The organism is Myroides oncorhynchi, from assembly GCF_020905415.1.
GTDB classification, from domain to species: Bacteria; Bacteroidota; Bacteroidia; order Flavobacteriales; family Flavobacteriaceae; genus Flavobacterium; species Flavobacterium oncorhynchi_A.
Genome location: NZ_JAJJMP010000001.1, coordinates 2,885,104 through 2,912,044, shown reverse-complemented (window position 1 = coordinate 2,912,044; position 26,941 = coordinate 2,885,104). Strand labels below are relative to the sequence as shown.

21 protein-coding genes are annotated in these 26,941 nt (G+C 35.7%); 4 read left to right on the top strand and 17 right to left on the bottom strand.

All coding sequences use genetic code 11. The annotated features are described in order from the left end of the window. Positions 1–17: 17 nt before the first annotated feature. From traM to LNQ81_RS12670, 10 genes are all read right to left on the bottom strand, one after another. Positions 18–1,298 carry a conjugative transposon protein TraM gene (gene traM, locus LNQ81_RS12715; protein ID WP_229947276.1) on the bottom strand — a complete coding sequence of 427 codons (1,281 nt, stop codon included), beginning with the start codon at positions 1,296–1,298 and terminating at the stop codon, positions 18–20. Then, complete coding sequence (locus tag LNQ81_RS12710; protein ID WP_229947273.1) at positions 1,295–1,561, bottom strand: hypothetical protein; 267 nt, start codon at positions 1,559–1,561, stop codon at positions 1,295–1,297. The genes traM and LNQ81_RS12710 overlap by 4 nt, the downstream gene beginning before the upstream one ends. A 10-nt stretch (positions 1,562–1,571) precedes the next feature. Beyond that, complete coding sequence (traK, locus tag LNQ81_RS12705; protein ID WP_229947271.1) at positions 1,572–2,195, bottom strand: conjugative transposon protein TraK; 624 nt, start codon at positions 2,193–2,195, stop codon at positions 1,572–1,574. A gap of 33 nt (positions 2,196–2,228) precedes the next feature. Further along, entirely contained in the window at positions 2,229–3,224 is a 996-nt protein-coding gene (gene traJ, locus LNQ81_RS12700) for a conjugative transposon protein TraJ (RefSeq protein ID WP_229947268.1), read from the bottom strand. A gap of 2 nt (positions 3,225–3,226) precedes the next feature. Continuing rightward, a complete protein-coding gene (locus tag LNQ81_RS12695) occupies positions 3,227–3,859 on the bottom strand; it encodes a DUF4141 domain-containing protein (RefSeq protein ID WP_229947266.1) in 633 nt (210 codons plus the stop codon). 44 nt (positions 3,860–3,903) lie between these two features. Further along, positions 3,904–6,414, bottom strand: coding sequence for a TraG family conjugative transposon ATPase (locus tag LNQ81_RS12690; RefSeq protein ID WP_229947264.1), 2,511 nt, complete (start codon positions 6,412–6,414; stop codon positions 3,904–3,906). Continuing rightward, positions 6,398–6,745 (bottom strand): DUF4133 domain-containing protein, encoded by a 348-nt coding sequence (locus LNQ81_RS12685; protein ID WP_229947262.1) that lies wholly within the window; start codon positions 6,743–6,745, stop codon positions 6,398–6,400. The genes LNQ81_RS12690 and LNQ81_RS12685 overlap by 17 nt, the downstream gene beginning before the upstream one ends. 10 nt (positions 6,746–6,755) lie before the next feature. Further along, positions 6,756–7,064 carry a DUF4134 domain-containing protein gene (locus tag LNQ81_RS12680; RefSeq protein WP_229947260.1) on the bottom strand — a complete coding sequence of 103 codons (309 nt, stop codon included), beginning with the start codon at positions 7,062–7,064 and terminating at the stop codon, positions 6,756–6,758. Positions 7,065–7,451: 387 nt separating this feature from the next. Further along, positions 7,452–10,886 (bottom strand): methylmalonyl-CoA mutase family protein, encoded by a 3,435-nt coding sequence (locus tag LNQ81_RS12675; protein ID WP_229947258.1) that lies wholly within the window; start codon positions 10,884–10,886, stop codon positions 7,452–7,454. A gap of 141 nt (positions 10,887–11,027) precedes the next feature. Continuing rightward, positions 11,028–11,798: an N-acetyltransferase gene (locus LNQ81_RS12670; RefSeq protein ID WP_229947257.1), complete on the bottom strand. Its 771-nt coding sequence runs from the start codon at positions 11,796–11,798 to the stop codon at positions 11,028–11,030. A 578-nt stretch (positions 11,799–12,376) separates the two neighbouring features. Between LNQ81_RS12670 and LNQ81_RS12665 the strand changes: the two genes are divergently transcribed. The 3 genes from LNQ81_RS12665 to creD are packed head-to-tail and all read left to right on the top strand — an operon-like array spanning position 12,377 to position 14,661. Beyond that, positions 12,377–13,006: a hypothetical protein gene (locus LNQ81_RS12665; RefSeq protein ID WP_229947255.1), complete on the top strand. Its 630-nt coding sequence runs from the start codon at positions 12,377–12,379 to the stop codon at positions 13,004–13,006. 8 nt (positions 13,007–13,014) lie between these two features. Further along, on the top strand, positions 13,015–13,314 hold the full coding sequence (locus tag LNQ81_RS12660) for a winged helix-turn-helix domain-containing protein (protein ID WP_229947254.1): 300 nt from the start codon (positions 13,015–13,017) through the stop codon (positions 13,312–13,314). Positions 13,315–13,365: 51 nt separating this feature from the next. Next, positions 13,366–14,661, top strand: a complete 1,296-nt coding sequence (gene creD, locus LNQ81_RS12655) for a cell envelope integrity protein CreD (protein WP_229947252.1) — start codon at positions 13,366–13,368, stop codon at positions 14,659–14,661. A 58-nt stretch (positions 14,662–14,719) separates the two neighbouring features. Here creD and LNQ81_RS12650 read toward each other — a convergent pair whose 3' ends face one another. From LNQ81_RS12650 to LNQ81_RS12620, 7 genes are all read right to left on the bottom strand, one after another. Continuing rightward, on the bottom strand, positions 14,720–16,702 hold the full coding sequence (locus LNQ81_RS12650; protein ID WP_229947250.1) for an ATP-binding protein: 1,983 nt from the start codon (positions 16,700–16,702) through the stop codon (positions 14,720–14,722). 148 nt (positions 16,703–16,850) lie between these two features. Further along, entirely contained in the window at positions 16,851–18,779 is a 1,929-nt protein-coding gene (locus tag LNQ81_RS12645) for a tetratricopeptide repeat-containing sensor histidine kinase (protein ID WP_229947249.1), read from the bottom strand. Between the two features lie 367 nt (positions 18,780–19,146). Next, entirely contained in the window at positions 19,147–20,643 is a 1,497-nt protein-coding gene (locus LNQ81_RS12640) for a malate:quinone oxidoreductase (protein WP_229947247.1), read from the bottom strand. A gap of 90 nt (positions 20,644–20,733) precedes the next feature. After that, positions 20,734–21,141, bottom strand: coding sequence for a Holliday junction resolvase RuvX (gene ruvX, locus LNQ81_RS12635; protein WP_229947244.1), 408 nt, complete (start codon positions 21,139–21,141; stop codon positions 20,734–20,736). A gap of 20 nt (positions 21,142–21,161) precedes the next feature. Continuing rightward, positions 21,162–22,334, bottom strand: a complete 1,173-nt coding sequence (locus tag LNQ81_RS12630; RefSeq protein ID WP_229947242.1) for an AIR synthase related protein — start codon at positions 22,332–22,334, stop codon at positions 21,162–21,164. Positions 22,335–22,499: 165 nt separating this feature from the next. Next, positions 22,500–23,627: a cysteine desulfurase family protein gene (locus LNQ81_RS12625; protein WP_229947241.1), complete on the bottom strand. Its 1,128-nt coding sequence runs from the start codon at positions 23,625–23,627 to the stop codon at positions 22,500–22,502. 155 nt (positions 23,628–23,782) lie between these two features. After that, the gene (locus LNQ81_RS12620; RefSeq protein ID WP_229947239.1) at positions 23,783–25,528 is read right to left on the bottom strand and encodes an MFS transporter; all 1,746 of its coding nucleotides are present in this window, start codon (positions 25,526–25,528) and stop codon (positions 23,783–23,785) included. A 275-nt stretch (positions 25,529–25,803) separates the two neighbouring features. Here LNQ81_RS12620 and LNQ81_RS12615 point away from each other — a divergent pair, with 275 nt between their 5' ends. After that, on the top strand, positions 25,804–26,817 hold the full coding sequence (locus tag LNQ81_RS12615) for a hypothetical protein (protein ID WP_229947237.1): 1,014 nt from the start codon (positions 25,804–25,806) through the stop codon (positions 26,815–26,817). The last annotated feature ends 124 nt before the right edge of the window (positions 26,818–26,941 follow it).

The following is a 26,941-nucleotide window of genomic DNA, read 5'->3' as shown; positions in this document are numbered from 1 at the left end:
ACTTAGTTATTTAATTATTATTCTTTAGATACAAGAAACAGCTGCTGTCCTTGTTTTAGAGTTACTCTCTGAGCTTTTACCTTCTTAGAAAAGTATCCTGATACTCCTTGTATGAATCCTTTGGTTAAATCTCCTGTTATTTGATCTGTTGCAGATTTTGTCATTGAGATACTCGTTCCTGCTGTCTGCCCCATATTAGCGATGATTTCTTTTGAGGCGCTTATCTCTTGAAGGTCTAATACCTCAAGTCCTTTTTGTCCGTAATTATCATAACCAATAAGCTCTGTTGGTATAATACTCTGTTCTATCTTAATAGAGTTTACGCTTATATCTAATCTTCCACTGTTTACCTTTACCTTAGCAATCAGGGTGCTTTCTTTAGGTAAGAGTGCTCCACTAATTGTAATGCTTTCTAAGAGTCTAAGTTTAATGTAGCCTTCGTTTATAATAACTTGATCCTCTTTGATACTCGCTCTTATACTGTTTTTTCGAGTTTGAGAGAGGTTCTCTCCTTCAGCGGTATAAAAGGACTGATCTTGTTGAAATTCTATTGGTAATAACTCTTGTAAGCTAACTGGTTTTACAAGAGATGAAACAATGTTTTTATCTGTGCTTTGAACTACTGCAATAGTTTGCTTTTTACTTGAAATGACTTTTGTAGTTTCTGTTTTACTTGAGAGAGTTGCTTCATTTTGAGTTGGACCACCTGGTAAGTACTTTGCAGCCATCTGAAAAGACTTTTCCATCAGCTCTAACTGATTATCCATTGTAATAGGCATTGGAGTGTCTTTAGCTTCTAATCTTTGCTCTAACTCTTCTATTTGTTTTTTCAGCTTATCTGTTTCCTTATTATCAGAGTTATCATAAAAACTACTTAGCACATCTTGACTTTGCTTGTAGTTCTCATACGATCTTTGATAAGGCATAGAAGCAGGTTCCTTATTATCGTTGTAATAAGTAGGACTGTTATTTGGTTCCGTTTCATTATTCCAGTAATCAGCTAGGGAGTGAACCTCGTTTTCATTTTCTTGCTTTTTCTGTTCCCAAAGCTCTTTTTCATACGCCTTTACCTTATCTGTTGGCATAGCGCTTGTTGTTGCCTCTGGGACAGAATCGTTTTGAATGATAAGCTGTTTATCTTCAGGTTTAAAAAGTAGATACATCGCTCCTATAAACACTAATCCCATTACCCCAAATACAAGATGCTTTTTGTATTTAGTGATTATAGTGTTTAATACCGTGGCTGTCTTAGGTACTTTTTCTATTTCTTGTTTTTTATTTATTTCAGTAGTATTCATAACTGTTGATTTAAATGGTGATACGTAGTTTTATCCTTTTGCTTTTCTAGCAAATAATTCACTGCTCTTATACTCTTTTGTTTTTGTTTTGCATTTATTATAGGGTTAGAGGTTAAACTTGCCTTTACTACAAATAGGCAAATAAGAGTGTAGAGCGTGAAGATTCCGATTAACCAAACTCGCTGTTTGGATACTGTTAGATTACTCCAGTAAGCGTGAAGCTTACCGGAATAACTATCTCTTAGAAGTTTGAATCTTTTCATTTTAAGTTTTTTAGCGTTTGATAACTTCTATATCCTTGTTTTCTAAAACAGTGAATTTTTCGATTGTAAACCCTTGTGGGTTATTATCAGACCGTACAGCCGAGATAAGCTGAGCGCTTGTCACTAGGCTTCGCTTAGTAATATTACTTGCTCGTATGATATACTGAGTCGTGTAAGTAGTCGTTTTATAAGGATAGGCGTTAAAGTCTATCTTGATGCTATCCACCTCTACCCTTTGCTGGATATTACCTGAAATTACCCGGCTGTAATATCCTTTTTCAAGTAGATCTTTATAGTAGTCAAAAGCTGTTTTATCAGAAAGGTTAAACGCTCTTTGCATATTACTCTCAATAGCCGCCTTATCAGGCGAGAGTGTAAAGAATAGCTCGTGAAAACGCCTTATGTGCTCTTTTGCTTCTACGGGTCTATTGATACTTGCATCTTGAGACAGGGCAAGCATTAAAGATTTACCTTTGTCAAGTACATAGATTTTCTCTCTTTGTTCTTTAGCAAAATCATAACTCTTGTAGATTGTAAAAGCTACTACTAGTAGGCAAACACTTGCAAATACAATAGCGTAGAGCCTGATTTGTTTAAAGCTGTTTTCTATATTTCGAAGTGATTTAAATTCCATGGTTTTCTTATTTTTAAAATGATTAATAACTCTTTACTTTTTAACAAGCTGTCCGGCTATATTTCCAGTTGCAGCTCCTGCCCCAGCTGAGGCTATATTTCCTGTTTTGATAGCAGTCTGATTCATATTGCGCATAAAGTTCCCTGCTCCTCCTGCCTGAATTATCCATCCTGTAACTGTTGGAATCGTGAAATACCCTACAATTCCGATGATCATAAAAATCGCATACACCGTATTTGAGGTATCTGGAATAAAGTTTGGATCATTGAGCAATAGCATATCTCTTTCAATAATAAGAGATTGAATCTTAGCAAGCATTGCGCTAAACAAATCAGCTACAGGTAGCCAGAGGTAAACGCTGATATACCGAGTAAACCACTGGGAGAGCGTGGACTCAAAACCACTCCAAATAGATATTGCAAAGGCTAGTGGTCCCAAAATAGAAAGCACAATTAAAAAGAATGTCCGAATGGTATCAATAACAAGAGCCGCTGCTTGAAAGATCATTTCTAATATCTCTCTAAAGGCATCTCTTAAATTCTTTTGAAAATCATGTTGCCACTTTTCTAAATACATTCCTGTCATAGCCGCTAAATCAGAGGGAGACCAACCAAGTTCGGCAAGCTTGTTATCAAACTCTTCATTAGAAACTAAATGAGCTGTCTCAGGATTGCGAAGCATGGTTTCCCGCTCTAAGATGTCTTTCTTTTCTTGTAGTTCTTTTAGATCAACAACCTGATGCTCTAGCATTTGATGTGTACCTTTAACCACAGGACTAAGCACTGTGTTTATCGTTCCAAGTACAAGGCTTGGAAAAAACATAATACAAAGCCCAATTGCAAACGGTCTAAGCATCGGATACACGTCAATAGGTTCTGCCCTTGCCAAGGCTTGCCATACTTGCAAGGCAATATAAAACAGCGCTCCAAGACCTGCTACCGCTTTAGCAATCGATGCCATCTCACTAGAGAGTGGAAGCATATCGTAATAGAGATTCTGCAAAACCTCGTGTAAATTACTATCGTCCATAACTACCAGTATTTTTGATTTGAGCTCCCATACAATTCCATTACCCTTTGGGTATTGTTCTTTTTCTTAGCTCTTAAAATACTCACTGAGATATTCTTTCTAGTGTAGTAGCTAACAAGGCTGTGATAGTCCTTAATCTGATTATAAACTTTGTCTATAATATCCATTCTTTCTTTATCATTTAAAGAGAGACTAGTGGAACTTACAATCTGTTTAAGCTCTTTTAAAAGTGCTGTACTCTCGTTTAAAAGCACTGAGTAACCATTGGCAATAGCCACTAACTCTTGAGGGGAAAAGTTGGGATCGTTGAGCATCTTGCCAAAGTTCTTGACATACAGCTCAGAGACGTCTCCAACTAAAAGCACGGTCTGTTGAACCTTCCTTGCGTCCTTCACTAGGTTGTTAACCGCTTGAAGTTTATCGTAATACTCCTTTCCTTGTTTATAGACTTTTTCGACTTCTTTAAAGTTCTTCACTACGTTGCTAACTGTAGAAGAAGTTTGTATAATCTCATTGGCACTGTTTAAAATACCTGAAGCCAAATTCGTGGGATCAGTGACTACCCACTGGGCGTTAGACTTAATTGGTAAAGCACATAGTCCTGCTAATATTATTACCTGAAATAGTTTTTTCATATTTGTAAAATTTTGATTGGTTAATTGATTGATTCTTTGATGGATTAGAGTTCTTTGTTTTCTCTCTCCTGTTTTTCTTGTACAAGGCGTTTTATAGCCAGTTCTACATTGCCATCAAGCTCTTTAGCCAAGTTCATCACTTGAAGTTTCTCTGTTTCTTCAGTTGTGTAGGCGAGGTATTCTGAATAGCTTACCTCTGTAGCGTAGACTCCTGAGTGTGTTCCTCCAAGACCTATCCATACTTCTTTGTAAAGGCGGTTGGGATTGTTATCAAGATTAATAGATAATATCTGAGCTTTCTCTTTGTCAGTAAGACCAAGCATAGCCTGTATATCATCAAACTTGTTCATATATTTGCGCTGATCAAGCAGGATCTTACAGTCTGAATTATTGATGATACTCTCTTTTACAATTGGAGATTGAATGATATCATCAACCTCTTGCGTTACTACGATTGCTTCTCCAAAAAACTTCCTAACGGTCTTAAAAAGATAGCGTAGATAATCCGCCATCCCCTCCTTAGCTATTGCCTTCCAAGCTTCTTCAATTAAGATTAACTTGCGCTGTCCTTTAAGGCGTCTCATCTTGTTTATAAACACCTCCATAATGATAATAGTCACTATCGGAAACAGAATTTTGTGGTCTTTTATGCTATCAATTTCGAAGACAATAAAGCGTTTGTTCAGTAGATCAAGCTCGCTTTCTGAGTTTAATAGATAGTCATATTCTCCTCCTTTATAGTAAGGTTCAAGCACATTTAAAAAGTTCGCCAGATCAAAGTCTTTTTCTCTAACCTCTTTTTTGATTAGCTCCTTTTTATAATCTGTTTTGATGTACTCATAGAAACTGTTGAAGCTTGGCTTTACACTGCTTTTTTGAAGCTTTATAATATATCCGTTAACGGCGTTTGAAAGCGCTACTTCTTCCGATCTAGAGGGCGGCTGATCATCACGCTTCCAAAGAGTTAAGATGAGCGTTTTAATACTCTCTCTTTTTTCAATATCAAACACTCCATCATCCGTGTAAAAAGGGTTAAAGGCTATCGGATTTTCCTCAGTATAGGTAAAATAAACTCCATCTGCTGCTTTAGTCTTTGCGTGTATTAATTCACATAGTCCTTGATAGGAGTTACCTGTATCAACTAAGAGTACATGCGCGTTTTGCTCATAGTATTGTCTTACCATGTGATTGGTAAAAAAGCTCTTACCACTACCCGAGGGTCCCAAGATAAACTTGTTGCGGTTTGTGATTATTCCTTTTTTCATCGGAAGATCCGAGATATCTAAATAAATAGGCTTTCCTGTTAATCTGTCTGCCATCTTAATTCCAAAAGGCAATAAAGAGTCTTGATAATTAGTCTCTCCCGAAAAAAAACAAAGGGCTGGCTCAATGAACGTATAAAAGCTCTCTTCACTTGGAAAATCTCCACTATTTCCTGGCATACCTGCCCAGTAAAGTGTTGGAGCGTCCACTGTATTGTGTCTTGGCTTACACTCCATAGACGCTAGTGCGCTACCACAGTCGTTTTTAAGCTGTTTAAGCTCGCTAGCGTTATCTGACCAGGCCATTACATTAAAGTGAGCTCTTATCGAGGTTAACCCTTGACTATGAGCGATATTTAAATACTCCTCTATCCACTGCTTATTAATCTGATTGGCCCGGCTGTATCTAGCTAGTGAGTGCATATTTTTGGCTGATTTTTCAAACTGCTTTAAATTGTAATCGCTATCCTCTAAAAACAAATACTGATTATAGATGTGATTGCAGTTTAGTAAAAGACCAAGTGGACTTGCAAAAGAAAGCGTACAACTGCTTTTATCAGTTGATAGCTTATCGTATTTACTCGCCTTGGTAACTTCTGTTGGAAGATCATTCACATCAGAGAGCGTATGCACAGATAGCCTGTTATCCCCTACCCTTACCGTTTCTGCGCTTATGGCGATATCCTGAAGGCTTCCTCTGCTGGTTTTACTAAGGGTTAGATACTGTTCTAATAAACCACTCTCATTTTCCGTTCCAATAATTTCTTCTTCTGAGAGTTTACTTAAATGGATAAGCCCACTGTCATTTACAATCTTTTGCATTTGAGCTGTTGCTTCAATGAAGTTTGCGATGGTGCCCTTATCCCTAATTTGTTTAGGGATAAGCTCACCTCTTGTTAGTGAAGAGAAATTACTTTGACTTTTGATACGCTCCTTGGTTGTCTTTGTCACAAACAAATAACAACTGTGGTTTAAAAAAGGACGCTCGTTAAAATGTCTTTCAAAGCTTCTGCTTAAATAGCTTTGCTCGCCATCTTTAAAATCTGCCTCATAATTTTCCTTTATAAACCAATCTTGTTTGTGCACCACCGTAAACTCAGGTAGTGTCTTTACCGCCTTAAACCAAACCGAGTGCATAATCTCATACTCTTTATCTGAAATAGTAAATATCTCAGGTAAGATGACTTTATAACAAACCGTGATATCTCCTTGTTTGGAAACAATACAGTTGTTCTCCACAGATAAGATGGGAAACATTCTCTCAAGAGTATTTGCTTTAGCTGTATTTCTCATAGTCTCTAAATTTTAAATTAGTCTGATTGAAATACCCCTTGATATCTCTCCTAGAGATGATGTATCTTGGAAAGTACTTTCTGGCTTGAAGTTTCATAAGCCCATACTGACCGTATTTCTTGTTCATTGAAAATACTTTGTAGATCAGATAGCCTGATAATCCAATACCCAAGCTCAAACAAATAAGATTGTTTACCCCTGCCATGTACATAACCATTATAACAATAAGGTTAGCCAAGAGTCCGCCTGCAAAATAAAATAGGTACTGCGCCTTGAGTCCTTTAAACTCAACGCTGGCTCCAATTCCTTTATTGATGCTATATTTTTTCATACTACATTTTTTAAAGGAAAAATGAACGAAGGATTGTAGCTGCTACAATTAAGAAGATACAAGCCCCAAACCAGCTTGCCGCTGTCTTGCTTGTATCGGGATCACCGCTTGAGAATTTGTTGTAAACCTTTACTCCTCCTATAAGTCCCACCACCGCTCCAATAGCGTAGATAAGTTTTGTGGCTGGATCAAAATAAGAAGTAACCATTTGAGTAGCTTCAGTGATACCTGCTACTCCATTGCCTTGGGCTAAAAGTGGTAAACTACTTAATACAACAAGTAGTAAGAATAGCCTTTGTTTGATTGTTTTTGTTTTCATAAAAATGACATTTATAAATTAAGGTAAAAGGCACCCTGCCTTATTCCTGGGATAAATGTCTTTGGAAAACGATCTGCTTAAAACTGGGTGTATTTCAAGGCAATATTTGTCTTAAAAAGGCTTTGTTTTTATTTAATACTTATTTGCTAAATAAGATGTTTTAAAAGTATAAACCCCGCAGCTTTCTGGTTGATAAAACACAAGCGTTTCTAACAAGAACTCGCCTATCAAAATCTAGCTAAAATGCACAAGTTTACTCTTAGTTTATACTTACTTTGTAAAGGTGAGTTTTAAAGCTTCCAAATAGTAATTATTTATTTTTGGGACAAAAAAAAACCTGTGAACACATAGTCCACAGGCTTTATATAAATAAGCGATTATTATATCTTACATATTGCGTCTGTACTGTCCTCCTACTTCAAACAACGCCGAAGTGATCTGACCTAACGAACATATTTTAGAGGCATCCATTAGCGCTTCGAAGATATTGCCGTTTTGGACAGCAATCTCTTGAATACGTGCTAATTCTGCGGTTACTAATGCTTGATTGGCTTGGTTTAAGTTTTCCTTTGTTTTGATTTGGAATAACTTTTCTTCTTCCGTAGCGCGGATTACCTCTGCTGGAACTACTGTAGGCGAACCTTTAGAGCTCAAGAAAGTATTTACCCCAATGATAGGGAACTCACCGTTGTGTTTTAGCGTTTCGTAATACAGTGACTCCTCTTGGATTTTAGAGCGTTGGTACATTGTTTCCATTGCACCTAATACTCCACCTCTTTCCGTGATTCTGTCAAACTCTGCTAATACAGCTGCTTCTACTAAATCCGTTAGTTCCTCTATGATAAACGAACCTTGGATTGGATTTTCATTTTTAGCTAGTCCTAGCTCTTTATTGATGATTAACTGAATTGCCATTGCTCTACGTACAGATTCTTCCGTAGGTGTAGTAATAGCCTCATCATACGCATTGGTATGAAGAGAGTTACAGTTGTCATAGATAGCATAAAGCGCTTGAAGCGTAGTACGGATATCATTAAAGTCAATCTCCTGTGCGTGAAGTGAACGGCCTGATGTCTGAATATGGTATTTCAACATCTGTGCACGCTCATTAGCACCATACTTATTCTTTAATGCTTTGGCCCAAATACGACGAGCAACACGTCCGATTACTGCATACTCAGGGTCAATACCATTGGAGAAGAAGAAAGATAAGTTAGGCCCGAAAGCGTTAATATCCATCCCTCTACTTAGGTAATACTCCACATACGTAAATCCATTAGCCAATGTAAATGCCAACTGTGTAATTGGGTTCGCTCCTGCCTCGGCAATGTGGTATCCTGAGATAGACACAGAGTAGAAGTTACGCACGTTTTTCTCAATAAAGTATTCTTGTACGTCACCCATTAAACGAAGTGCAAACTCGGTAGAGAAGATACACGTATTTTGAGCTTGGTCTTCTTTTAAAATATCTGCTTGTACTGTACCACGCACTTGTGATAAAGTCTCTGTTTTTATCTTTTGGTAAACATCCTCAGGCAACACCTGGTCTGCTGTTACTCCTAAAAGCATAAGTCCTAAGCCATCGTTACCCTCTGGTAAAGCACCATTATAACGAGGTCTTTCTACTCCTTTTACTTTGTAGATTGCTTCAATCTTTGCTTCAACTTCTGTTTCTAAGTCATTCTCTTTGATGTAGATCTCACATTGCTGATCAATAGCTGCATTCATAAAAAAACCAAGTAACATCGGTGCTGGCCCGTTGATTGTCATGGATACAGAGGTCAAGGCGTGCGCAAGGTTAAACCCTGAATACAGCTTCTTGGCATCGTCTAAGCAACAGATAGAAACTCCCGCATTACCAATCTTACCATAGATATCAGGACGATGTCCTGGATCGTTACCATATAACGTCACCGAGTCAAAAGCAGTAGATAAACGCTTGGCTGGCATCCCTAAAGACACATAGTGAAAACGTCTGTTTGTACGCTCCGGCCCCCCTTCTCCGGCAAACATACGCGTAGGATCTTCTCCCTCGCGTTTAAACGGATAAAGCCCAGAAGTGAAAGGAAACTCACCTGGTACATTCTCCTGTAATGACCAGCGCAAGATATCACCCCAAGCTTCATATTTAGGCAAGGCAATCTTGGGTATCTGTAAGTGCGATAAACTCTCTGAGTGGGTAGCAATCTTGATCTCTTTATCTCGAACTTTAAAAGAGTAAACAGGATTCTTGTACTTGTTTACTTTCTGATCCCACATCAAGATAACTTCCCAATTGTATGGATCTAAGTTCATCTTCACCTTGTCAAATTCCTTTAACAATAGGCCTATAAATAATTGTGTATCGGCGTCTTTACAAGCAACACTCTGTTCTACAATTCCTGATTTATCAATCTCAGCTGATTTGCCCGATACACTCTGTGTTGTTTTGAATATCCCGTATAATTTCTGTGCTACCTCTTTTTGAGAAAGTACAGTATCGTCATATTTGCGGTTGTTCTCAGCAATCTCAGATAAGTAACGTGTACGACTAGGTGGAATAACATACACCTTCTCGCTCATTTCTTTTGTAATCTCTATATTAGAGGTTAGGTTAGCCCCTGTTTTTTCAACTACCTTATCCATAATCGCTTTGTATAAAGCATTGGTTCCTGGATCGTTAAACTGAGAAGCGATTGTACCAAATACTGGCATCGTATCAGGGTTAGCATCCCATAAGTTGTGGTTGCGTTGGTATTGTTTCTTTACATCTCTGATTGCATCTAATGCCCCGCGCTTGTCAAACTTATTGATTGCCACAATATCAGCAAAGTCAAGCATATCGATCTTCTCTAACTGTGTCGCCGCACCAAACTCAGGTGTCATAATGTATAATGAAGCATCAGAATGGTCTAAAATCTCTGTATCTGACTGCCCAATTCCCGAAGTTTCAAGAATAATTAGGTCGTAATTAGCTGCCTGAAGTACTTGAAGTGTTTCTTCAACATAACGAGATAACGCTAAGTTAGACTGACGAGTAGCTAACGAGCGCATAAATACACGAGGATTGTTAATCGAATTCATACGGATACGATCTCCTAACAATGCTCCCCCGGTCTTACGCTTAGAAGGATCGACCGAAACTAGAGCTACTGTTTTCTCAGGGAAGTCAATAAGGAAGCGACGCACCAGCTCATCTACCATAGATGATTTACCCGCACCACCTGTACCTGTGATTCCCAATACTGGTGTGCTGCTGTGTTTCTCTGGATCGAATTGGAATACTTTAAGGAAATCCTCTTCTCTGTTCTCCGCTAAAGAGATTAAACGAGCTATCGTGGTGATGTCTTTATCTGCAAGAGATTGATATACATCTTTTCCCTCGGGAAGTTGTAGATCCATCGTGGGGAAGTCCGCACGCTGTACCATATCGTTAATCATCCCTTGTAATCCCATTGCACGTCCGTCATCTGGAGAATATAGACGCGTGATACCGTAGTCCATTAGTTCTTTTATTTCACTGGGAAGGATTACTCCTCCTCCACCTCCTACAATGCGGATATGTCCTGCACCTTTCTCCTGTAGAAGGTCGTACATATATTTAAAATATTCGTTATGTCCTCCTTGGTACGAAGTCATAGCGATAGCATTTGCATCTTCTTGAATAGCTGTATTCACTACTTCTTCTACACTTTTATCATGTCCTAAGTGAATAACCTCACATCCGGTCGCTTGAATAATACGACGCATAATATTAATCGCTGCATCGTGACCGTCAAATAAAGCCGCAGCAGTAACTATACGCACCTTGTTAGTAGGCGTATAGGGTGTATTTTGTTGCATAATGTTTTAGTTTTTTGTAGAATGCCAATATAATAAATATTCGCTAAATTCGCTACTATTGACTAAATAATTGAGATTAACCCAAAATATGCGATAGCCAAATACTACAAAGCAATTCCTATATACATAAATAGGCATACTTTATAAAGTTAAGTCATATTGCATCCATACATTGGGTTCTATATAGATACCACGGTCATTTGCTAAATCAATTGTTATTGGATTAAGAAGCACAGGAAGTAAGTATTCTCCTGAACTCTGAAAGGTCAGTCCTGTCCACGATTCCCATTCTTTTACAGTTCCTTTGACAATCATAGATTCACTACATACTTTCACGATGTTAGCTCCTCCCTTAACGTGGGTTCGTACCCAAGCATCATAAGGTAAGCCCTCTTTATTTGTCCACTTAATATACTGATCCATCGCAATAAGTGGAAAGTTGGTTTTAAGATTTGGGCGTATTGGAAGAATAAAAGCATCTAAACTCATTTTAAGCGCGATACTCTTCATATAACTGATTAGTTGATTGCTTATCCCCTTACCTTGATATTCTTTGTTTAAACCGATCTGTAAAGCGCATAGTGTATTTGGGACAAGCCCCTTGTTATAATCTAATACAGATTTCTCTAATGCCCAATCCCATCCTCTATCAGGAAGGTTAGCCAACTCTGTTTCTGATAGATGCAGTGCAATACAATTCCCATTGCCCACGACTACCTCCCCTTCTAACAAATAAAACTGACAGTCTGCAAACAGCTCATATATAGCAGGCCAATATTTTAGATTCACTTTATCTGCTAATACATAAGCAGGCCAGACATTAAACTGATCTACTTGATTATTATAGTCTATGCTTTGCTCTTGTGTCAAATCTTTAGCTGTGGTGAAAGTATAGGCAGTAATCTGTGTCATAATTCATTATTTAATTAATTGACCCAAAGTAACAAATTTACTATTTACAACTGTTTCATTTAATCCTAAACTGACAAAAAATACTGCTCAATCGAAATCTCGAACACAAGCCTTCCTTGATTTTCTATATCTTATGAGACATTAAAGCAAGTGAAAACTATTTCTTAGAAATTGCTTCATTAGCAGCATCTATGACTATTGAAACTACTTTATAGAATCTGTTCTTTAATATAAGCCTTGCTAATTTATAATTAAACTACTGATACCTTTATAAACGATTAACTTACCTTTGTCTTTATTTAATTAAATAATCATGATTTTAAAAAAAATAATCTATTTTATAATTGTACTTGTCTTGAGTGCAGCCTACCCAACTTATCAATACCTACATAACCAAATAACAGGTATTGATGTCTTTACATATACAGTTATTACTTTTGTTATAATACACATACTTTATAGAATAAACTTTCCGGACTAAGTAGAATTCACCTTATTAAAATATTTCTGCTTTTTTTTAATTATTACATACAAGTGAAGGTTATTTTACTAACTTTGTATTTCAAAGTACTTTTGCTATGACAAATAAAGTTATTGATGATTTAAATCAAATCAAGTCTATAATGGAGCGTTCAACTAAGTTTTTAAGCTTAAGTGGATGGAGTGGTATTTGGGTTGGTCTATGTGGGCTAGCAGCTTCTGCTGTGTTATATAGTTGGCAGTCTGCTTCTACGTACACTTACGAGAACCTTACCACTAATGATCCTTATCAGACTACTTATACCGCTGGGATGCTGTTGACATTAGCCATTATCACATTTATCGTAGCGATAACAGGAGGGTTTTACTTCACAATCAGAAAGACGCGCAAACTTGGTCAATCCTTCTTAAATACAACAACAAAGCGATTATTAGTTCGCTTCTCAGTTCCTCTTATTATAGCAGGGGTACTGTGTGTGATCTTCTACAGCTATTCTCTATTACAGTTAGCACTGCCTACTACATTATTATTCTACGGATTAGCCTTATTTAGCATCCAAGAAGATACGGTAAAAGAGGTAAAAGCAATAGCTATACTAGAGATAACCTTAGGTTTATTAGCATTCTACTTTCTGGATTACAGCTTATTATTCTGGGCGCTGGGCTTTGGTTTAGTACACTTGCTTTACGGAGTTATCCTTTGGAATAAATACGACAAAATTAAATAAATACCTGTATGAAATTCGATTTAGAAAAATTAAACAAGGTCTTTGACAATCGCATCCGCGTAGGAATAATGAGCGGGCTGATGGTCAATGATACCCTTTCGTTTAAGGATCTAAAAGAATATCTAGATCTAACAGATGGAAACTTAGCTTCTCATCTTAAGAACTTAGAGGAAAGTAACTACATTACAGTCAACAAAGGATTTATAGGAAGAAAGACCAATACGACTTATGCTGCTACAGAACAAGGTAAACTAGCTTTTCAAAAGCACCTAGCCTATTTAGAAAATTTGATTAATACGTTGAAATAATTTTTTTTACCCAATCACTTTGAAAAACAAAGTACTTTAAAAACAAAAAACATGATAAAAGAAAGTCAAAAACCAATGTTTAAGGGAATCGCCATCGCTGTATTATCCCTAATGCTACTAATCACACTACCGTTTATTACTAGCCTTATTCGCGAGAGAGAAAACTTCCAGGGAGAAGTAACCTCTGAGGTAACCTCTAAATGGGGTCAAGAACAAACCCTATATGGTCCCTTTATCCTTATCGAATACAAAGAGCGCTCTATAGATGCGGAAGGAAAAGTGCTAACACATCGCACTAATTACTTACAGGTACCCGAAAAACAAGTTATCACTGGTGATATCAAAACGCAAGTAAAAAAAAGAAGTCTATATGAGGTAGCCCTATACAATACAAACTTAGCTGTACAGGCACGCTTCCCTACTATGGATAAAATAATAGAGAAATTAAAGGTAACTGATCCAGCAGACATTATCAGTACTAAACTTATATTCTCTATATCAGATAGCAAGGGGTTTACTGAGGAGATTTTGATTAATAAGGTAGCGGGTCAGGCTTTTGAACTTGATCGCGACTTAGGTGTAAATACCAACTATAACTTCCTTAGTTACGAGTTTGACAAAGAGACATTTAACATCTCAGAGATCAACTTCCCAATCAAACTAAAAGGTTCTACAGAGATCAATTTCTTAGCCTCGGCTAAAGATACTAAAGTAGATATCAAGCCTGATTATAAGGACATTAAATACGTAGGGAACTATCTTCCCGATACCGATGAGAAACAGACACAGGCTGTGTCTGCAAAGTGGACTATCTTTCAACCTATTCCCATTAATACTTCTCTAGACAGTCTAGTGACATTAGATACATACAAATTTGGTATGAAGTTCATCCAAATAAATGACTTCTACAGCAAGGTAAATCGCGCTACTAAATATGCGCTTTTATTCATTGGACTTACCTTTGCGACGTTCTTCTTTATGGAGAATCTGAAGAACCTAAGCATTAATATACTTCACTATACCTTAGTAGGGTTGTCGCTGTGTATTAACTTTGTATTGTTACTCTCATTTGCAGAATACGTAGGCTTCTCATGGGCATATATTATATCGGCATCTGCAACGGTGCTATTGATTACTTCGTTTATCTATGGACTGAGTAAAAACCTTAGAATAGCAGCCTCTATCTTTGGCTTACTAGCTGCCTTGTACGCATTCCTATTCTTCTTGTTACAATTAAAAGAAGCGGCATTAATTGTAGGAAGTATTGGACTATTCGCTGTTATCGCAGTCTTGATGTATTTCTCTAAACGCATTAAATTCGGTGCAGATAAACAAGTGGAAATCTAATACTGAAAAATTAAAAACAACAAAAGGGACTCTCTTGTGAAGACAGTCCCTTTTGTTGTTAATTTTCCTTTATGTCTTTGGTTTGGATTAGAAAGAATACTTTGGTTCCAGTAAGCCCAGAGCTGACAATATGTAGTTTGCTTTTCATAAATAGGATTCTATCCTTGATATTAGCAAAGCCTATTCCCTTTCTGACAATATCAGTGTTAAAACCAATGCCATTATCCTTTATAATAACCTCAAAACTCGTTTTACTTTTAATAACAAACAAGACATTACATTGAGTTGCTTCGGCGTGTTTATGTACATTTTGTAAACACTCCTGAACGATTCTATAGATGTGTACTTTATACTTATTGCTCAACCTAACAAAGCAAATCCCTTTTTCAATATGAAGATTAAACTCAGTAGACTCACATCTGTTTTGAATAGCGATTAGGTCGCCTAACAGCTGATCAAACTCATTAATCTTAAACTCTTCATCATTTGCCAAGGCATGTGAAACACCTCTGATATAGTGTTCTACTTGTTTAACCTCATTAATCAGTGAGCTCTTATGATCCTCCACTGAATCCTTGTTTACCTGCATAAGTAAGAATCGGGTAACAAATAAGCGATTTAACACTCCTTCATGAAGCTCTTTTGCTATTTCTTTTCTTTCTAAATGCCTTGCCTCAGCTAGTTCATTCTGAACGTTCATAATAGAGTTATAATACTTCTCTGTATCTATTTGAAGTAATTTAACTAACGATACTTCTTTCGATTTCTGTCTAAACAAAAGGATAAAAAAGATGATAATAGCTACAAAAAAGACAATGCCTCCTACCTTTGTTAATAATTCTTTCTGATTTTGCAGGTTCTGATTAGCCCGTTGTAGGTTATCTGCTTCAAAACTCAATCTAGCAAAAGTGTTTTTAATAATATTATTATCGTTTAGAATATGTTTGTTGATCTTTTCATATCTTATAAAGTTATTTTGGTAATTTTCTTTTCGAAACTTCAATAATATAGACAGTGCTTCTCGTTCTAGAGTCAAACTACTCTGCTCTTTAGCATAAAGAATTACGTCATCCAATAATCCTATCGCTTCACTATCTCGTTGCGTCAAATAATAAAACTCTCCCAATAAGACTCTATATGTTTGATAATCTTGTAGATTCTTATTCTTCAACTGTATGTTAATTGCCTTAGTCAGGTTTGTTTCTACATCTTTATAGTTATTACTTTTAATATCGACTTTAGCCAAATTATAAAGTAAATGTGCTAACATCATATCATCAATTACAGTTCCTTCATTTACATAATTATCAATTACACCATGAATTAAGTCTTTAGCTTGCTTATATTCACCCTGCTTGATATATACCTCTGCTATATTATAATAAATAGTAATTTTATTCAATCGAATAGCATCAGGCAAAAAGAATTTAGATATCTCTGGATTTGTTAAAAGTGTCAAAGCACGATCTAATTCATCTAAAGCTTCAGGCAATTGATCAAGTCCTACTAAAGAATTTGCCATAATTACAGATTCTGAATATTCAATTCGAGCATCTTTATGATGCTTATTAATACTCATTGCTTTTAAAATCTGCTCTTGTCCTTCTATAAAAATACTATTATTCAAAAGAACTATCGCCTTATGGGTGTATATCTCTTGTAAGTTTACAGAATCTTGAATCGACTTAAATAAAAACTCAGCTTTTGTATAATTATAGTAAGTACTATCTATTTGGAAATTTTGAGCATGCCGTTTACCTACTAAAAAATAAGCATGAGCTTCGTTCTTCTTATCCTCTTTTTTTCTAGATTTTATAAATAATTCATTTATATACTTCTTATCTGCATTAGTTAACAAAATATATCTGCACAACAAATCCCTACTCTCTTGAGTATTCTTAAGTGTCAGGATTATCTTACCTACCGAATCCGCATCAGCCTTATCCTGATGAGTAGAATTAAAACGGTTATAACTTTTGACAAACTCACTAAGGCTTGCTATTTTGTCTTTTCTCTGGTCTACTCTGTTAGTACAATTCAAGAGCAACAATAGACAGATCAGCCCCAAGCTATATTTCAACACTCTAAAAATCATATCAATTATATAAGAATAAACAAGTATAAACTTACTATACAAATCTGGGTTAAATCAATGCAAATATATACAACAATGTCATTATTTAAGGGTACTATACTGGTATCAAGAAGATAAAGCTCGTCCCCTCTCCTAGATTACTGGAGATAAAGAATTTCCCTTTTATAATCTCAATTCGCTCTTTAACACCTAAAAGTCCATATCCCTTAACAATACTACGGATATCAAAACCCTTGCCATCATCTATCACATTTATTTCCAATAAATCTACTGTCTTATATCTAAAACTAACTTTACAATTATTTGCCTGCGAGTGAAGGTGAACATTGAGTAATATTTCTTGTAAAGATCTATAGATGTTTATCTTCTGTCTATGACTAAGTGTTTCTAAAGATAAGTTAGGGGCAAATCTTATACTGATATGTATATCTGATTTTCTATCTTCCACTAATATCAGTTCTTTTAGAAGCTGTTCGAATCCCTGTACCCTGTCTATATTCTCAGTCACAAGAGTATGCGATATCTCTCTAATATACCTCTCTACTTCCACTATTTCATTAACTAGAATCTGCTTTTTATCTTCAATCCATTCGCTTTCTAATTGCATCAGAGAAAAGCGAGCTGCAAATAGCTTGTTAATCACTCCATCATTAAGTTCTCTAGCTATATTTCCGCGTTCTCTATCTTTTGCTAAGTTGAGATAATTTTGAATATTGATAATAGAGTTGTAATACTGCTCTGTATCCTTCTGAAACATCTTTATCAGTCTTATCTTTCTCTTTTTAGAGCGGTAGATATAAATAAGTAATATCCCTCCTAACACCAACACTAAAAGGGGACCTATTATCATCAATTGTTTATTCTTATCCCCTAGTTGTTTATTAATACCAACTAGTAAATCAGCTTCTTCTTTAATACGAATAAAATTATTTCTAACAAGGTTAGCTTCTCCTTTAAATAACTTACTTATTTCTACATATTGTTCAAAATACTTAGAAGAGTTTTTGCCTTCATATGAAATTAAAATTTCTAATGCTCTTAATTGAGATTTAAAATCGTCATTTTCCTTTACTTCTGTAAAAACTCCCTCAACAAGAGGTTTAGCCAAATCACGCTGATTGGTCAAATAGTAATACTCTGCTAGTTCTAATTTAGCTTTATCTAGTATAATCCTATTTTTATTTTTAATTCCGATCCTGATGGCTTGATTAAGTAGAGAATGAACATAAGTAAGTTCTTTCTTTTTTATATTAAGCTCTGCTAAATTAACTGCTAAATAAGCATAATAGCGCTCCGAATTTATATTAGTAAAATCAACATAATTATTAATCGCCTTCTCTAATAACTCTGTAGCCTCTTTATACTTACCTTGGCGCATGTATACTGTTGCTGCGTTATCGAGTACGTATATTCTCCTTAGGTTAATCTCCTGAAAGGATTCTTCATAAAGGTATTCTTTGCTCTCTAGTAGTTCATAGGATTGATTATAGAAGTGAAGTGCGTCGTCGTACATTCCTAGCCCACTAAATACGTCACCAATAATTATATACTGCCGAAACCTTCCTACTAAGGAAGTGACATTTGTATTATAATTGACAGATTTAAGTATTTGTTTTTCCGCCTCGGAGTAAACCCCATTTTTAGATAGTAATAAGGCTTTATGAAAATAGACTTCGCTAAGATGAATAGAGTCGTTTATTTTCAAAAAGAAATTCTCTGCTTGACTAAAATAGTAATACGAACTATCGGTCATAAACTTGGATGTATAATACTTCCCTGTTAATAATAAAGCACTAGCTATACCAAAGGTATCTGTTTCCATTACAGAGTAGTCTAACAAACGATCACTATACTTCTTTTCACTATTGGTCTTGGAGATAAATTCCCTTATAAGTCCCCTATTATAACGTGAATTAGCCAAGCAAAGCACTAATTCTCCAATAGAATCTGTTTTTTTAAAATCTAATGAATCAGCCAAGTAAGCATTATAATCATTAATATAGTTATTAATGGTGCTATGCACAGAATCACGATGTTTTTTTTTATCAGAACAACTCCATATAACACTAAAGCAAAACATTAGTGGCAAAAGCAAATAAAGTACTTTTGTATTTATTCTTAGATACCTGATCACTACTAATTAATATACTTATTATTGATAAAATGTTACACTTCTGAAATAGTGCATAAAGATAGGTGATAAAAACCACATTTTATGAATACATTAATCATTATAACAAATTAACAAATAACAACCACTAATTAAACAAACAAAATACATTAGTACCCACATATTACCATAATAATTATTTATTTATCGAATTATTATTAAAGATTAGCTTCTAAAATAACGGATATAAAAAAAGCACCTAGAATCTAGGTGCTTAATCTTAATTATTATGTGGATATATTTTTAGTGCTTTACTAGTATTATCTCTTACTTGAGCCACTAATTCAGGATGTTCATTTAACTTGATCCCAAAGCTAGGAATCATCTGTTTAAACTTAGCCTGCCACTGATCAGATTTAAACTCTTCTTTAAAACATTGTGACAATAACTTAAGCATAATAGGTGTTGCTGTTGAAGCTCCTGGAGAAGCTCCTAATAAAGCAGCTATAGACCCATCAGCAGCACTTACTACTTCTGTACCAAACTGAAGGATACCCTTGCCATCTTTATCTTTCTTAATAACCTGTACACGTTGTCCAGCCTGCTCTAACTTCCAGTCCTGTTCTTTAGCATTAGGATAGTACTCTTTAAGGGCAGCATAACGAGATTTAGAAGATTGCAATACTTGTTCTATTAAGTATTTTGTCAAGTCCATATTACGCATACCCGCTCCTAACATAGGTCCGATATTGTTTAACTCTAATGACTTAATTAAGTCCCAGTATGAACCTTTCTTTAAAAACTTAGTAGAGAACCCTGCGTAAGGTCCGAAAAGTAATGAATGCTTCCCATCGATAAACCTTGTATCTAAGTGAGGCACAGACATAGGTGGTGCTCCTACTGAAGCTTTACCATACACCTTAGCCATGTGTTGTTTTACAACATCTGGGTTGCGACATACAAGCCACTCTCCTCCTACAGGGAAACCTCCATATCCTTTACTCTCAGGAATATCAGCTTTCTGTAATAATAAAATAGCTCCACCTCCAGCTCCGACAAATACGAATTTTGACTTAATCAATCGCTTTTGTCCTTTGCTATTGGTTGCTGAGACATTCCAATCAGATCCAGTCTTTTTGATATCACTCACTTCACAGTTAAAAGTCATATTAACTCCATCCTCTTCTTTTAAGTAATCGAAAAGTTGGCGAGTTAAATCACCGAAGTTAACATCTGTACCAAGTAGCATGTGCGTAGCAGCACATACATCTTCATCTTTGCGGCCTTCCATAATCAATGGAGCCCATTCTTTGATTTTATCATGGTTATCAGAGAACTCCATTCCTTGGAATAATGGATATTTCTGTAACTCATTATAACGTTTTCTAAGGTAGTTAACGTTATCTTCTCCCCATACATAACTTATGTGTGGTACTGTATGGATAAAATTACTTGGGTTCTTAAGAATGTTCTTATTTACCAAATAAGACCAAAATTGACGAGAAACTTCGAATTGCTCTACAATATTGATTGCCTTAGAAGCATCTATTGTACCGTCTGCTTTTTCAGGCGTATAATTTAATTCACAAAACGCAGAGTGTCCAGTTCCTGCATTATTCATTGCATCAGAACTTTCGGCAGCCGCACTGTCGAGACGCTCAATAACCTCTATTTTTAAGTTTGGTTTCAGCTCTTTTAATAGGATTCCAAGCGTAGCACTCATAATACCTGCCCCTATCAAAACAACATCAGCCTCTGATTTTTGTATACTTGACATTATATCGGATTTATTTATATGCAAAATTACTCTTTATTTAAGAGAATTAGATTATAACTTTTCTTAAATAAATATAAAAATGATTGACGGCTACTTTCTCATATAGTCTTGCAGAATAATAGTTGCTGCAATCTCGTCGATCAGAGCTTTATTCTGTCTTTGTTTCTTTTTAAGTCCACTGTCAATCATGGTTTGAAAAGCCATCTTAGAGGTAAACCTCTCGTCTATTCTCTCCACTGGCATAGCAGGAAAAGATTGACTAAACTTTTCGATAAAACTATTTAATAAAGGAACGACTTCAGATGGTTCATTATTTAGGCGCTTAGGCTCTCCTATAATTACCTTCTCTACGTTTTCCTTCTGAAAATAATCTTTTAAGAACGGCAATAATTGCTCTGTATCGACTGTCGTTAATCCTGATGCTATTATTTGAAAATCATCTGATACAGCTATTCCTGTACGTTTTTTACCGAAATCGATAGAAAGCAATCTTGCCATTTTATAATATAATTTTATTCTTAGTATGTAAATGTTCCATATTCAGATGTGATCGTTAGCTTCTTGTCTTGTGAAGCTTCTACACGTCCTACTATTTGAGCTTTAACATTAAATGATTCTGAGATAGCCATGATATCAGCTGCTACTTCTGGCTTAACGTATAATTCCATACGGTGACCTGAGTTAAACACTTGGTACATCTCTCTCCAATCAGTATTTGACTGCTCTTGAATTAGCTTAAATAACGGTGGAACTGGGAACATATTATCTTTGACAATATGCAATTTGTCGATAAAGTGAAGAATTTTGGTTTGAGCCCCACCACTACAGTGAATCATACCGTGTACTTGATCTGATTTGTATTTATCTAGTATAGCCTTAATAATAGGCGCATAGGTACGAGTAGGCGATAAGACTAACTTACCTGCATCTATAGGAGATCCCTCTACTGGGTCTGTTAACTGTACTTTTCCTGAGTATACTAATTCTTCTGGTACAGATGAATCATAACTTTCAGGGTATTTTGTTGCTAATGAATGATCAAATACATCGTGTCTAGCAGAAGTTAGTCCATTACTTCCCATTCCTCCATTGTATCCTTTCTCGTATGTAGCTTGACCAAATGATTCTAATCCTACAATCACATCACCTGCCTGGATATTAGCATTGTCGATGACATCACTTCTTTTCATTCTCGCAGTCACTGTAGAATCTACAATAATAGTGCGTACTAAATCACCCACATCTGCAGTCTCCCCTCCTGTAGAGTGTATCGTCACTCCGAATGTCTTTAATTCAGCAATCAACTCTTCTGTTCCATTAATAATAGCAGAAAGCACTTCACCTGGTACTAAGTTTTTATTACGCCCTATAGTGCTAGATAGCATAATATTATCTGTAGCCCCTACACATAGTAGATCATCGATATTCATGATTACTGCATCCTGTGCGATTCCTTTCCATACAGAGATATCTCCTGTCTCTTTCCAATACATATAAGCCAGTGATGACTTGGTACCTGCTCCATCAGCGTGCATAATCAAACAGTAATCTTCATCTTGTGTTAAGTAGTCCGGAACAATCTTACAGAAAGCCTTTGGAAATAATCCTTTGTCAATATTCTTAATTGCATTGTGAACGTCCTCTTTCTCTGCAGAAACCCCGCGTAGTGCGTATCTATTATTTGAACTCATAAATGTTGTGTTGTTTGCGCAAATTTAACGCTAATGTTTATGTAAAGCAATCTTATTTTTAGTGAACTTTTCTCTTTTTTTAGTGAAGATTACTTCTCGCTACTTTTAGAAACAAAAAAATCCACCCTAAAAGAGTGGATTTAAATTCTATTTACAACAACCTGATTAGATAGTTTTTAATACTTCCATTAAAATATCAATATCTTCTTTTGTATTTTCATGTCCAAAAGAAAGTCTTAAGCTTGGTTTTTTCAAGTCCTCTGCGCATAAGAATTGAGATAATACATGTGAAGGTTTTTGACTTCCTGATTGGCATGCACTTCCTCTTGATACTGCGATACCCTTCATGTCTAACTGGAACAACATCATAGCTGCTTTCTCCTGTGATAGTGGTAATAACACATTTAGGATATTATAAAACCCTACATCGTTACCATTAAAGCACACATCAGGATATACTTCTAAGAGTCTATCTTTACAGTATTGTTTAATACTAGCGATATGAGCACTCTCCTTGTCTAGTAAGTCATACGCCATCTCTAATGCCTTAGCCATCCCTACTACCTGATGTACTCCTTCTGTTCCTGCTCTAAGTCCTTTCTCTTGTTCCCCTCCAAACATCACAGGTTTTATCACATTTTTCTTGCGAATAAATGCAAATCCGATTCCCTTAGGTCCGTGAAATTTATGTGCACTCGCTACGATAAAATCAATAGGTGTCTCTGTCAGGTCAATTTTAGTCTTACCGATAGACTGTACAGTATCACAGTGGAATAAAGCATGATTGGCTTCACATAGACCCGATACACGTTTTAGATCTAACTCTGTACCTACTTCATTGTTTACGTGCATTAAAGTAACTAAGGTCGGCTTAGATTCATCTTTAAGCAACTCTTCTAACTGAGCATAGTCTATCTCACTAGAAGGTAGAATATTTAAAAACACTAATTCAACACCAAACTCAGCGTTTAATTGCTTCACTGTATTTAATACAGCATGGTGCTCTAACTTAGTGGTAATAATTCTCTTAATTCCCAAGTCGCGAACTGCAGAACGCAAGATCCAGTTATTCCCTTCTGTTCCACATGATGTGAATATAATCTCAGAAGAGGTAACATTAAATTGTTTTGCAATTACCTTTCTTGCATTTTCAACTAATGCTTTTGCGTGTCTACCAATAGCGTATGTCGAAGAGGGATTACCGTAATCATTTCTAAGAACATTCACCATTTCTTCTATCACTTCTGGACGCACTGATGTAGTGGCAGCATTATCTAGATAAACGTGTTTCATTTTATTTTTGTTGGTAAGTTATTGTTATTCTCTTTTTAAAAAGAGTTGTTTTGTCTTGTCTATTATTGTCACGTATTCGCAAATGTAATAAAACTCATATTATTAGTACAACAGAATTAGCAAATTTAAACTATATACTTGAATCGATTTTTCTTCTAAGCAATATTATCAATCTCAATCTGTTGTTTTGACAATACTCGTTTGGCTACTAATCCAAAGGCAAGCAAGTAAACAAAACACAATAAACTCACTATATAAGACTGATGAATACCTAATATATCGGCTACCTTACCCTGGATAGGAGGTATAATACCACCTCCTAAAATCATCATGATTAAAAGCGATGATCCCTGAGCGGTGTACTTTCCTAAACCTATAATGGCAATATTAAAAATAGCAGGCCATAACACACTACATGCCAACCCTCCTGCTAAGAAGGCATAAATAGCAACTACTCCTGTACTTAACAGCCCTACTACCATAGCTATAAGACCAAATAAACTAAACATAATTAAGGTTCTTGCTGATTTATTCTTTGCCCAATATGTTAGGACAATCTGTAGAATCACACAGATCGAATAGTAATATAAAGGCGTTATATCATTACCTGCCAAATAATTAGCTCCAAGCACTGCAAAATAAGCTAGAAACGGCACAACAATCATGGCTAAGAGTTGTTTGCCTTTTGACAAATTAAATACACTGACTGCTCCTGCCCATCTACCAATCATTAAACTCCCCCAATACATAGATATATAAGGGGTGATTTGAGATGATTGCAAATTGCCAAATTCCTCTAATTTTAGAAGTTCTCCTAGATTACTTCCTATACTAACCTCTACCCCTACATAAGCGAAGATACCAAACATCCCTAGTAATAATTGGGGATATTGCATGGCTCCCCACCCTTGCTTATTCTTTCTACTGTTTCTAAACGCGAAGACAATACTTCCTCCTATCACGATCAAAGCTGCTGATAACAACAAAATACGCTTATTGTCTAAACGCTCTTTAATCTCTACTATCTGTGTATCTAAAGCTGCTATTGACTTATCTTTTTCTATTGCCTTAGAAGCAGCTACTTCTTTTGCCATCAACACTTGTTTCTCTTTAACTAACAATTCTATAGGCTGGTTCACTGAATGACTATAGGTATTAAATACAGGGATATATATCATAACTAGTAGTATGGTCATCATAACTAATGTTCCTATTGCTTTTTTAGCTGGTTCCATAGGTTCGATACGCACGCCATCAGGTATCTTTTTTGAAAACTTAAATAATGCCGCTGCAATAACAAATAAAGCTCCTACTCCTGCATATAAGAGTGTCATACTAGATAAACTCAAATGCTGTATCTGATCATCGGTAAGTGCTACTGTACTTCCAAATAGAGCAAACGCCATTAATAGTGGACCAATGGTTCCCCCTAGTGAATTTATAGCTCCACCTAAGCTTACTCTACTTGTTCCTGTCTTAGGGTCTCCCACAGATATCACTAACGGATTAGCAGCAATCTGCTGTAGTGAAAAACCAAGCGCTACCACAAAAAGACCCACTAATAAAGCAGTGTAAACATTAACATTCACTGCCCAAATCATCAGTCCAGCTCCCACTGCAGAAAACAATAAACCGAACACTATAGACTTCTTATATCCATAGCTGGTCACAAGGTCTTTTCCCTTTACTGTACTTAAGATAAACAATATCAAAGCACCTGAATAATAAGCAGTGTAAAACGCAAAATCAATTAATTGGGATTGAAACTGATCTAAGTGAAAATATGCTTTACAAAAAGGGATAAAAATACTATTACCCGCTCCAAAAAATCCCCAAAAGAAGAACACTGTTACTAAAGTATACAGTGCGGGATAATTAGTTTTTACTGCCGGATTACTCATATAAATACAAATGTTGATTATAATTAAATTAACGTTTCCAAATATAGACAATTAGATTCTGTGCATATTAAAAGGTATATATATTTTTTATCCCCTTAAATAAGCAATACATAACAATACACTGACATAGCTATAATACTCTGAGGTAATGTTGCGTTGTTAGGTTGGACTAACATACATTCTAAGATGATATAAAAAACATAATATATCTGCACAACCTAGTTTATAGAAAAGAAAAAAACTATTTTTGCTGTAGAATATTATATATAACACAGATGAAAAAGTTTTTTGCCCTTGCTGGTATTTCTTTCATATTTTTATTAGGCTCATGTGATGATGGCAATCTAATATATAAAGACATTGACTTTAACAAAGTTACTGCTGTCCAAAAATGTACTACACCTGGTGCTGAAAAAATCTTTTATAAACTACAGAATGATGAAGCGCTAATTCTAGTGGTTGACGCAGATAACATTATGAGAGATGAATCAGAAGACATAGGAGCCGCAGAAATAGATGGTGTAAACACGACCTTAGAATACAGAAAGTACAATGCTCAAGTTTCTGGTACTTCTATCTGTAATTTACCTCCACCTGCTACTCCATCAGTGATACAGAATATCCCAGCTTCACCTGGTGGAACTGTTGTTATCAATAGAAACATACAAATAACAAATACAACTACCCAGGCTAACAATGCTGTAGCCTTAGTATATCAATATATTTTCACTTTAGAAAACATCAACTTTAGCGAGGGTCAGACTAATATAAAGTACGACAGAATGTTATTTGGTACAACAAATTATGCCAATAGAACATTAGCTTTTACTTTCAACAATAACAATAATAATGGATTAAATGATTATAATTGCAACAATGCATTGGTAACATTATCTAACCAAGAGGCTTTAATTTTAAATCTAACTGAGGCTGACCTTCCAACTCAAGAAACTACTACTGATAAAATAATTGAGTTAACTTCTGAAAGATTTGCTTCTTTTAGACAGTATGAAAGAGGGGGTATAAACGTTAGTCAAATCTGTAATAACCCTGGAAACATACCTGGATCTAACCCTAATAATCCAAATAGACTGATAGAATTATGGTTAGCTCCTAAGGGACAGATAGCCATAAGCACTAGAGAGACTAAACCCGTAGATGGATCTCCATCTAAATTACTACATACCATAAAGTTAGTTAACACTACTTTTATCAAAGCTAGCAATACAGAAAAAACTTTTGTTAAGCCTTCTTTAGATTTTGGAACTTATCTAACAGATAAACAATAATTATACATTATACTGACTTAAAAGCCATTGACTAGTTCAATGGCTTTTCTTTTTTTGTGTATCGTCAATCATTAATATATAAAAGACTTTTATCAAAATACTGGTTAACAAATAAGGTGAGCAC

Bases quoted from the DNA above. Each gene is read 5' to 3' on its own strand.
- LNQ81_RS12625 (WP_229947241.1), bottom strand. From the start codon at position 23,627: ATGAAACACGTTTATCTAGATAATGCTGCCACTACATCAGTGCGTCCA.
- creD (WP_229947252.1), top strand. From the start codon at position 13,366: ATGATAAAAGAAAGTCAAAAACCAATGTTTAAGGGAATCGCCATCGCT.
- LNQ81_RS12640 (WP_229947247.1), bottom strand. From the start codon at position 20,643: ATGTCAAGTATACAAAAATCAGAGGCTGATGTTGTTTTGATAGGGGCA.
- LNQ81_RS12660 (WP_229947254.1), top strand. From the start codon at position 13,015: ATGAAATTCGATTTAGAAAAATTAAACAAGGTCTTTGACAATCGCATC.
- LNQ81_RS12685 (WP_229947262.1), bottom strand. From the start codon at position 6,745: ATGAAAAAATATAGCATCAATAAAGGAATTGGAGCCAGCGTTGAGTTT.
- LNQ81_RS12670 (WP_229947257.1), bottom strand. From the start codon at position 11,798: ATGACACAGATTACTGCCTATACTTTCACCACAGCTAAAGATTTGACA.
- LNQ81_RS12630 (WP_229947242.1), bottom strand. From the start codon at position 22,334: ATGAGTTCAAATAATAGATACGCACTACGCGGGGTTTCTGCAGAGAAA.
- LNQ81_RS12615 (WP_229947237.1), top strand. From the start codon at position 25,804: ATGAAAAAGTTTTTTGCCCTTGCTGGTATTTCTTTCATATTTTTATTA.
- LNQ81_RS12695 (WP_229947266.1), bottom strand. From the start codon at position 3,859: ATGAAAAAACTATTTCAGGTAATAATATTAGCAGGACTATGTGCTTTA.
- LNQ81_RS12680 (WP_229947260.1), bottom strand. From the start codon at position 7,064: ATGAAAACAAAAACAATCAAACAAAGGCTATTCTTACTACTTGTTGTA.
- LNQ81_RS12690 (WP_229947264.1), bottom strand. From the start codon at position 6,414: ATGAGAAATACAGCTAAAGCAAATACTCTTGAGAGAATGTTTCCCATC.
- ruvX (WP_229947244.1), bottom strand. From the start codon at position 21,141: ATGGCAAGATTGCTTTCTATCGATTTCGGTAAAAAACGTACAGGAATA.
- LNQ81_RS12665 (WP_229947255.1), top strand. From the start codon at position 12,377: ATGACAAATAAAGTTATTGATGATTTAAATCAAATCAAGTCTATAATG.
- LNQ81_RS12675 (WP_229947258.1), bottom strand. From the start codon at position 10,886: ATGCAACAAAATACACCCTATACGCCTACTAACAAGGTGCGTATAGTT.
- traM (WP_229947276.1), bottom strand. From the start codon at position 1,298: ATGAATACTACTGAAATAAATAAAAAACAAGAAATAGAAAAAGTACCT.
- traJ (WP_229947268.1), bottom strand. From the start codon at position 3,224: ATGGACGATAGTAATTTACACGAGGTTTTGCAGAATCTCTATTACGAT.
- LNQ81_RS12710 (WP_229947273.1), bottom strand. From the start codon at position 1,561: ATGAAAAGATTCAAACTTCTAAGAGATAGTTATTCCGGTAAGCTTCAC.
- LNQ81_RS12620 (WP_229947239.1), bottom strand. From the start codon at position 25,528: ATGAGTAATCCGGCAGTAAAAACTAATTATCCCGCACTGTATACTTTA.
- traK (WP_229947271.1), bottom strand. From the start codon at position 2,195: ATGGAATTTAAATCACTTCGAAATATAGAAAACAGCTTTAAACAAATC.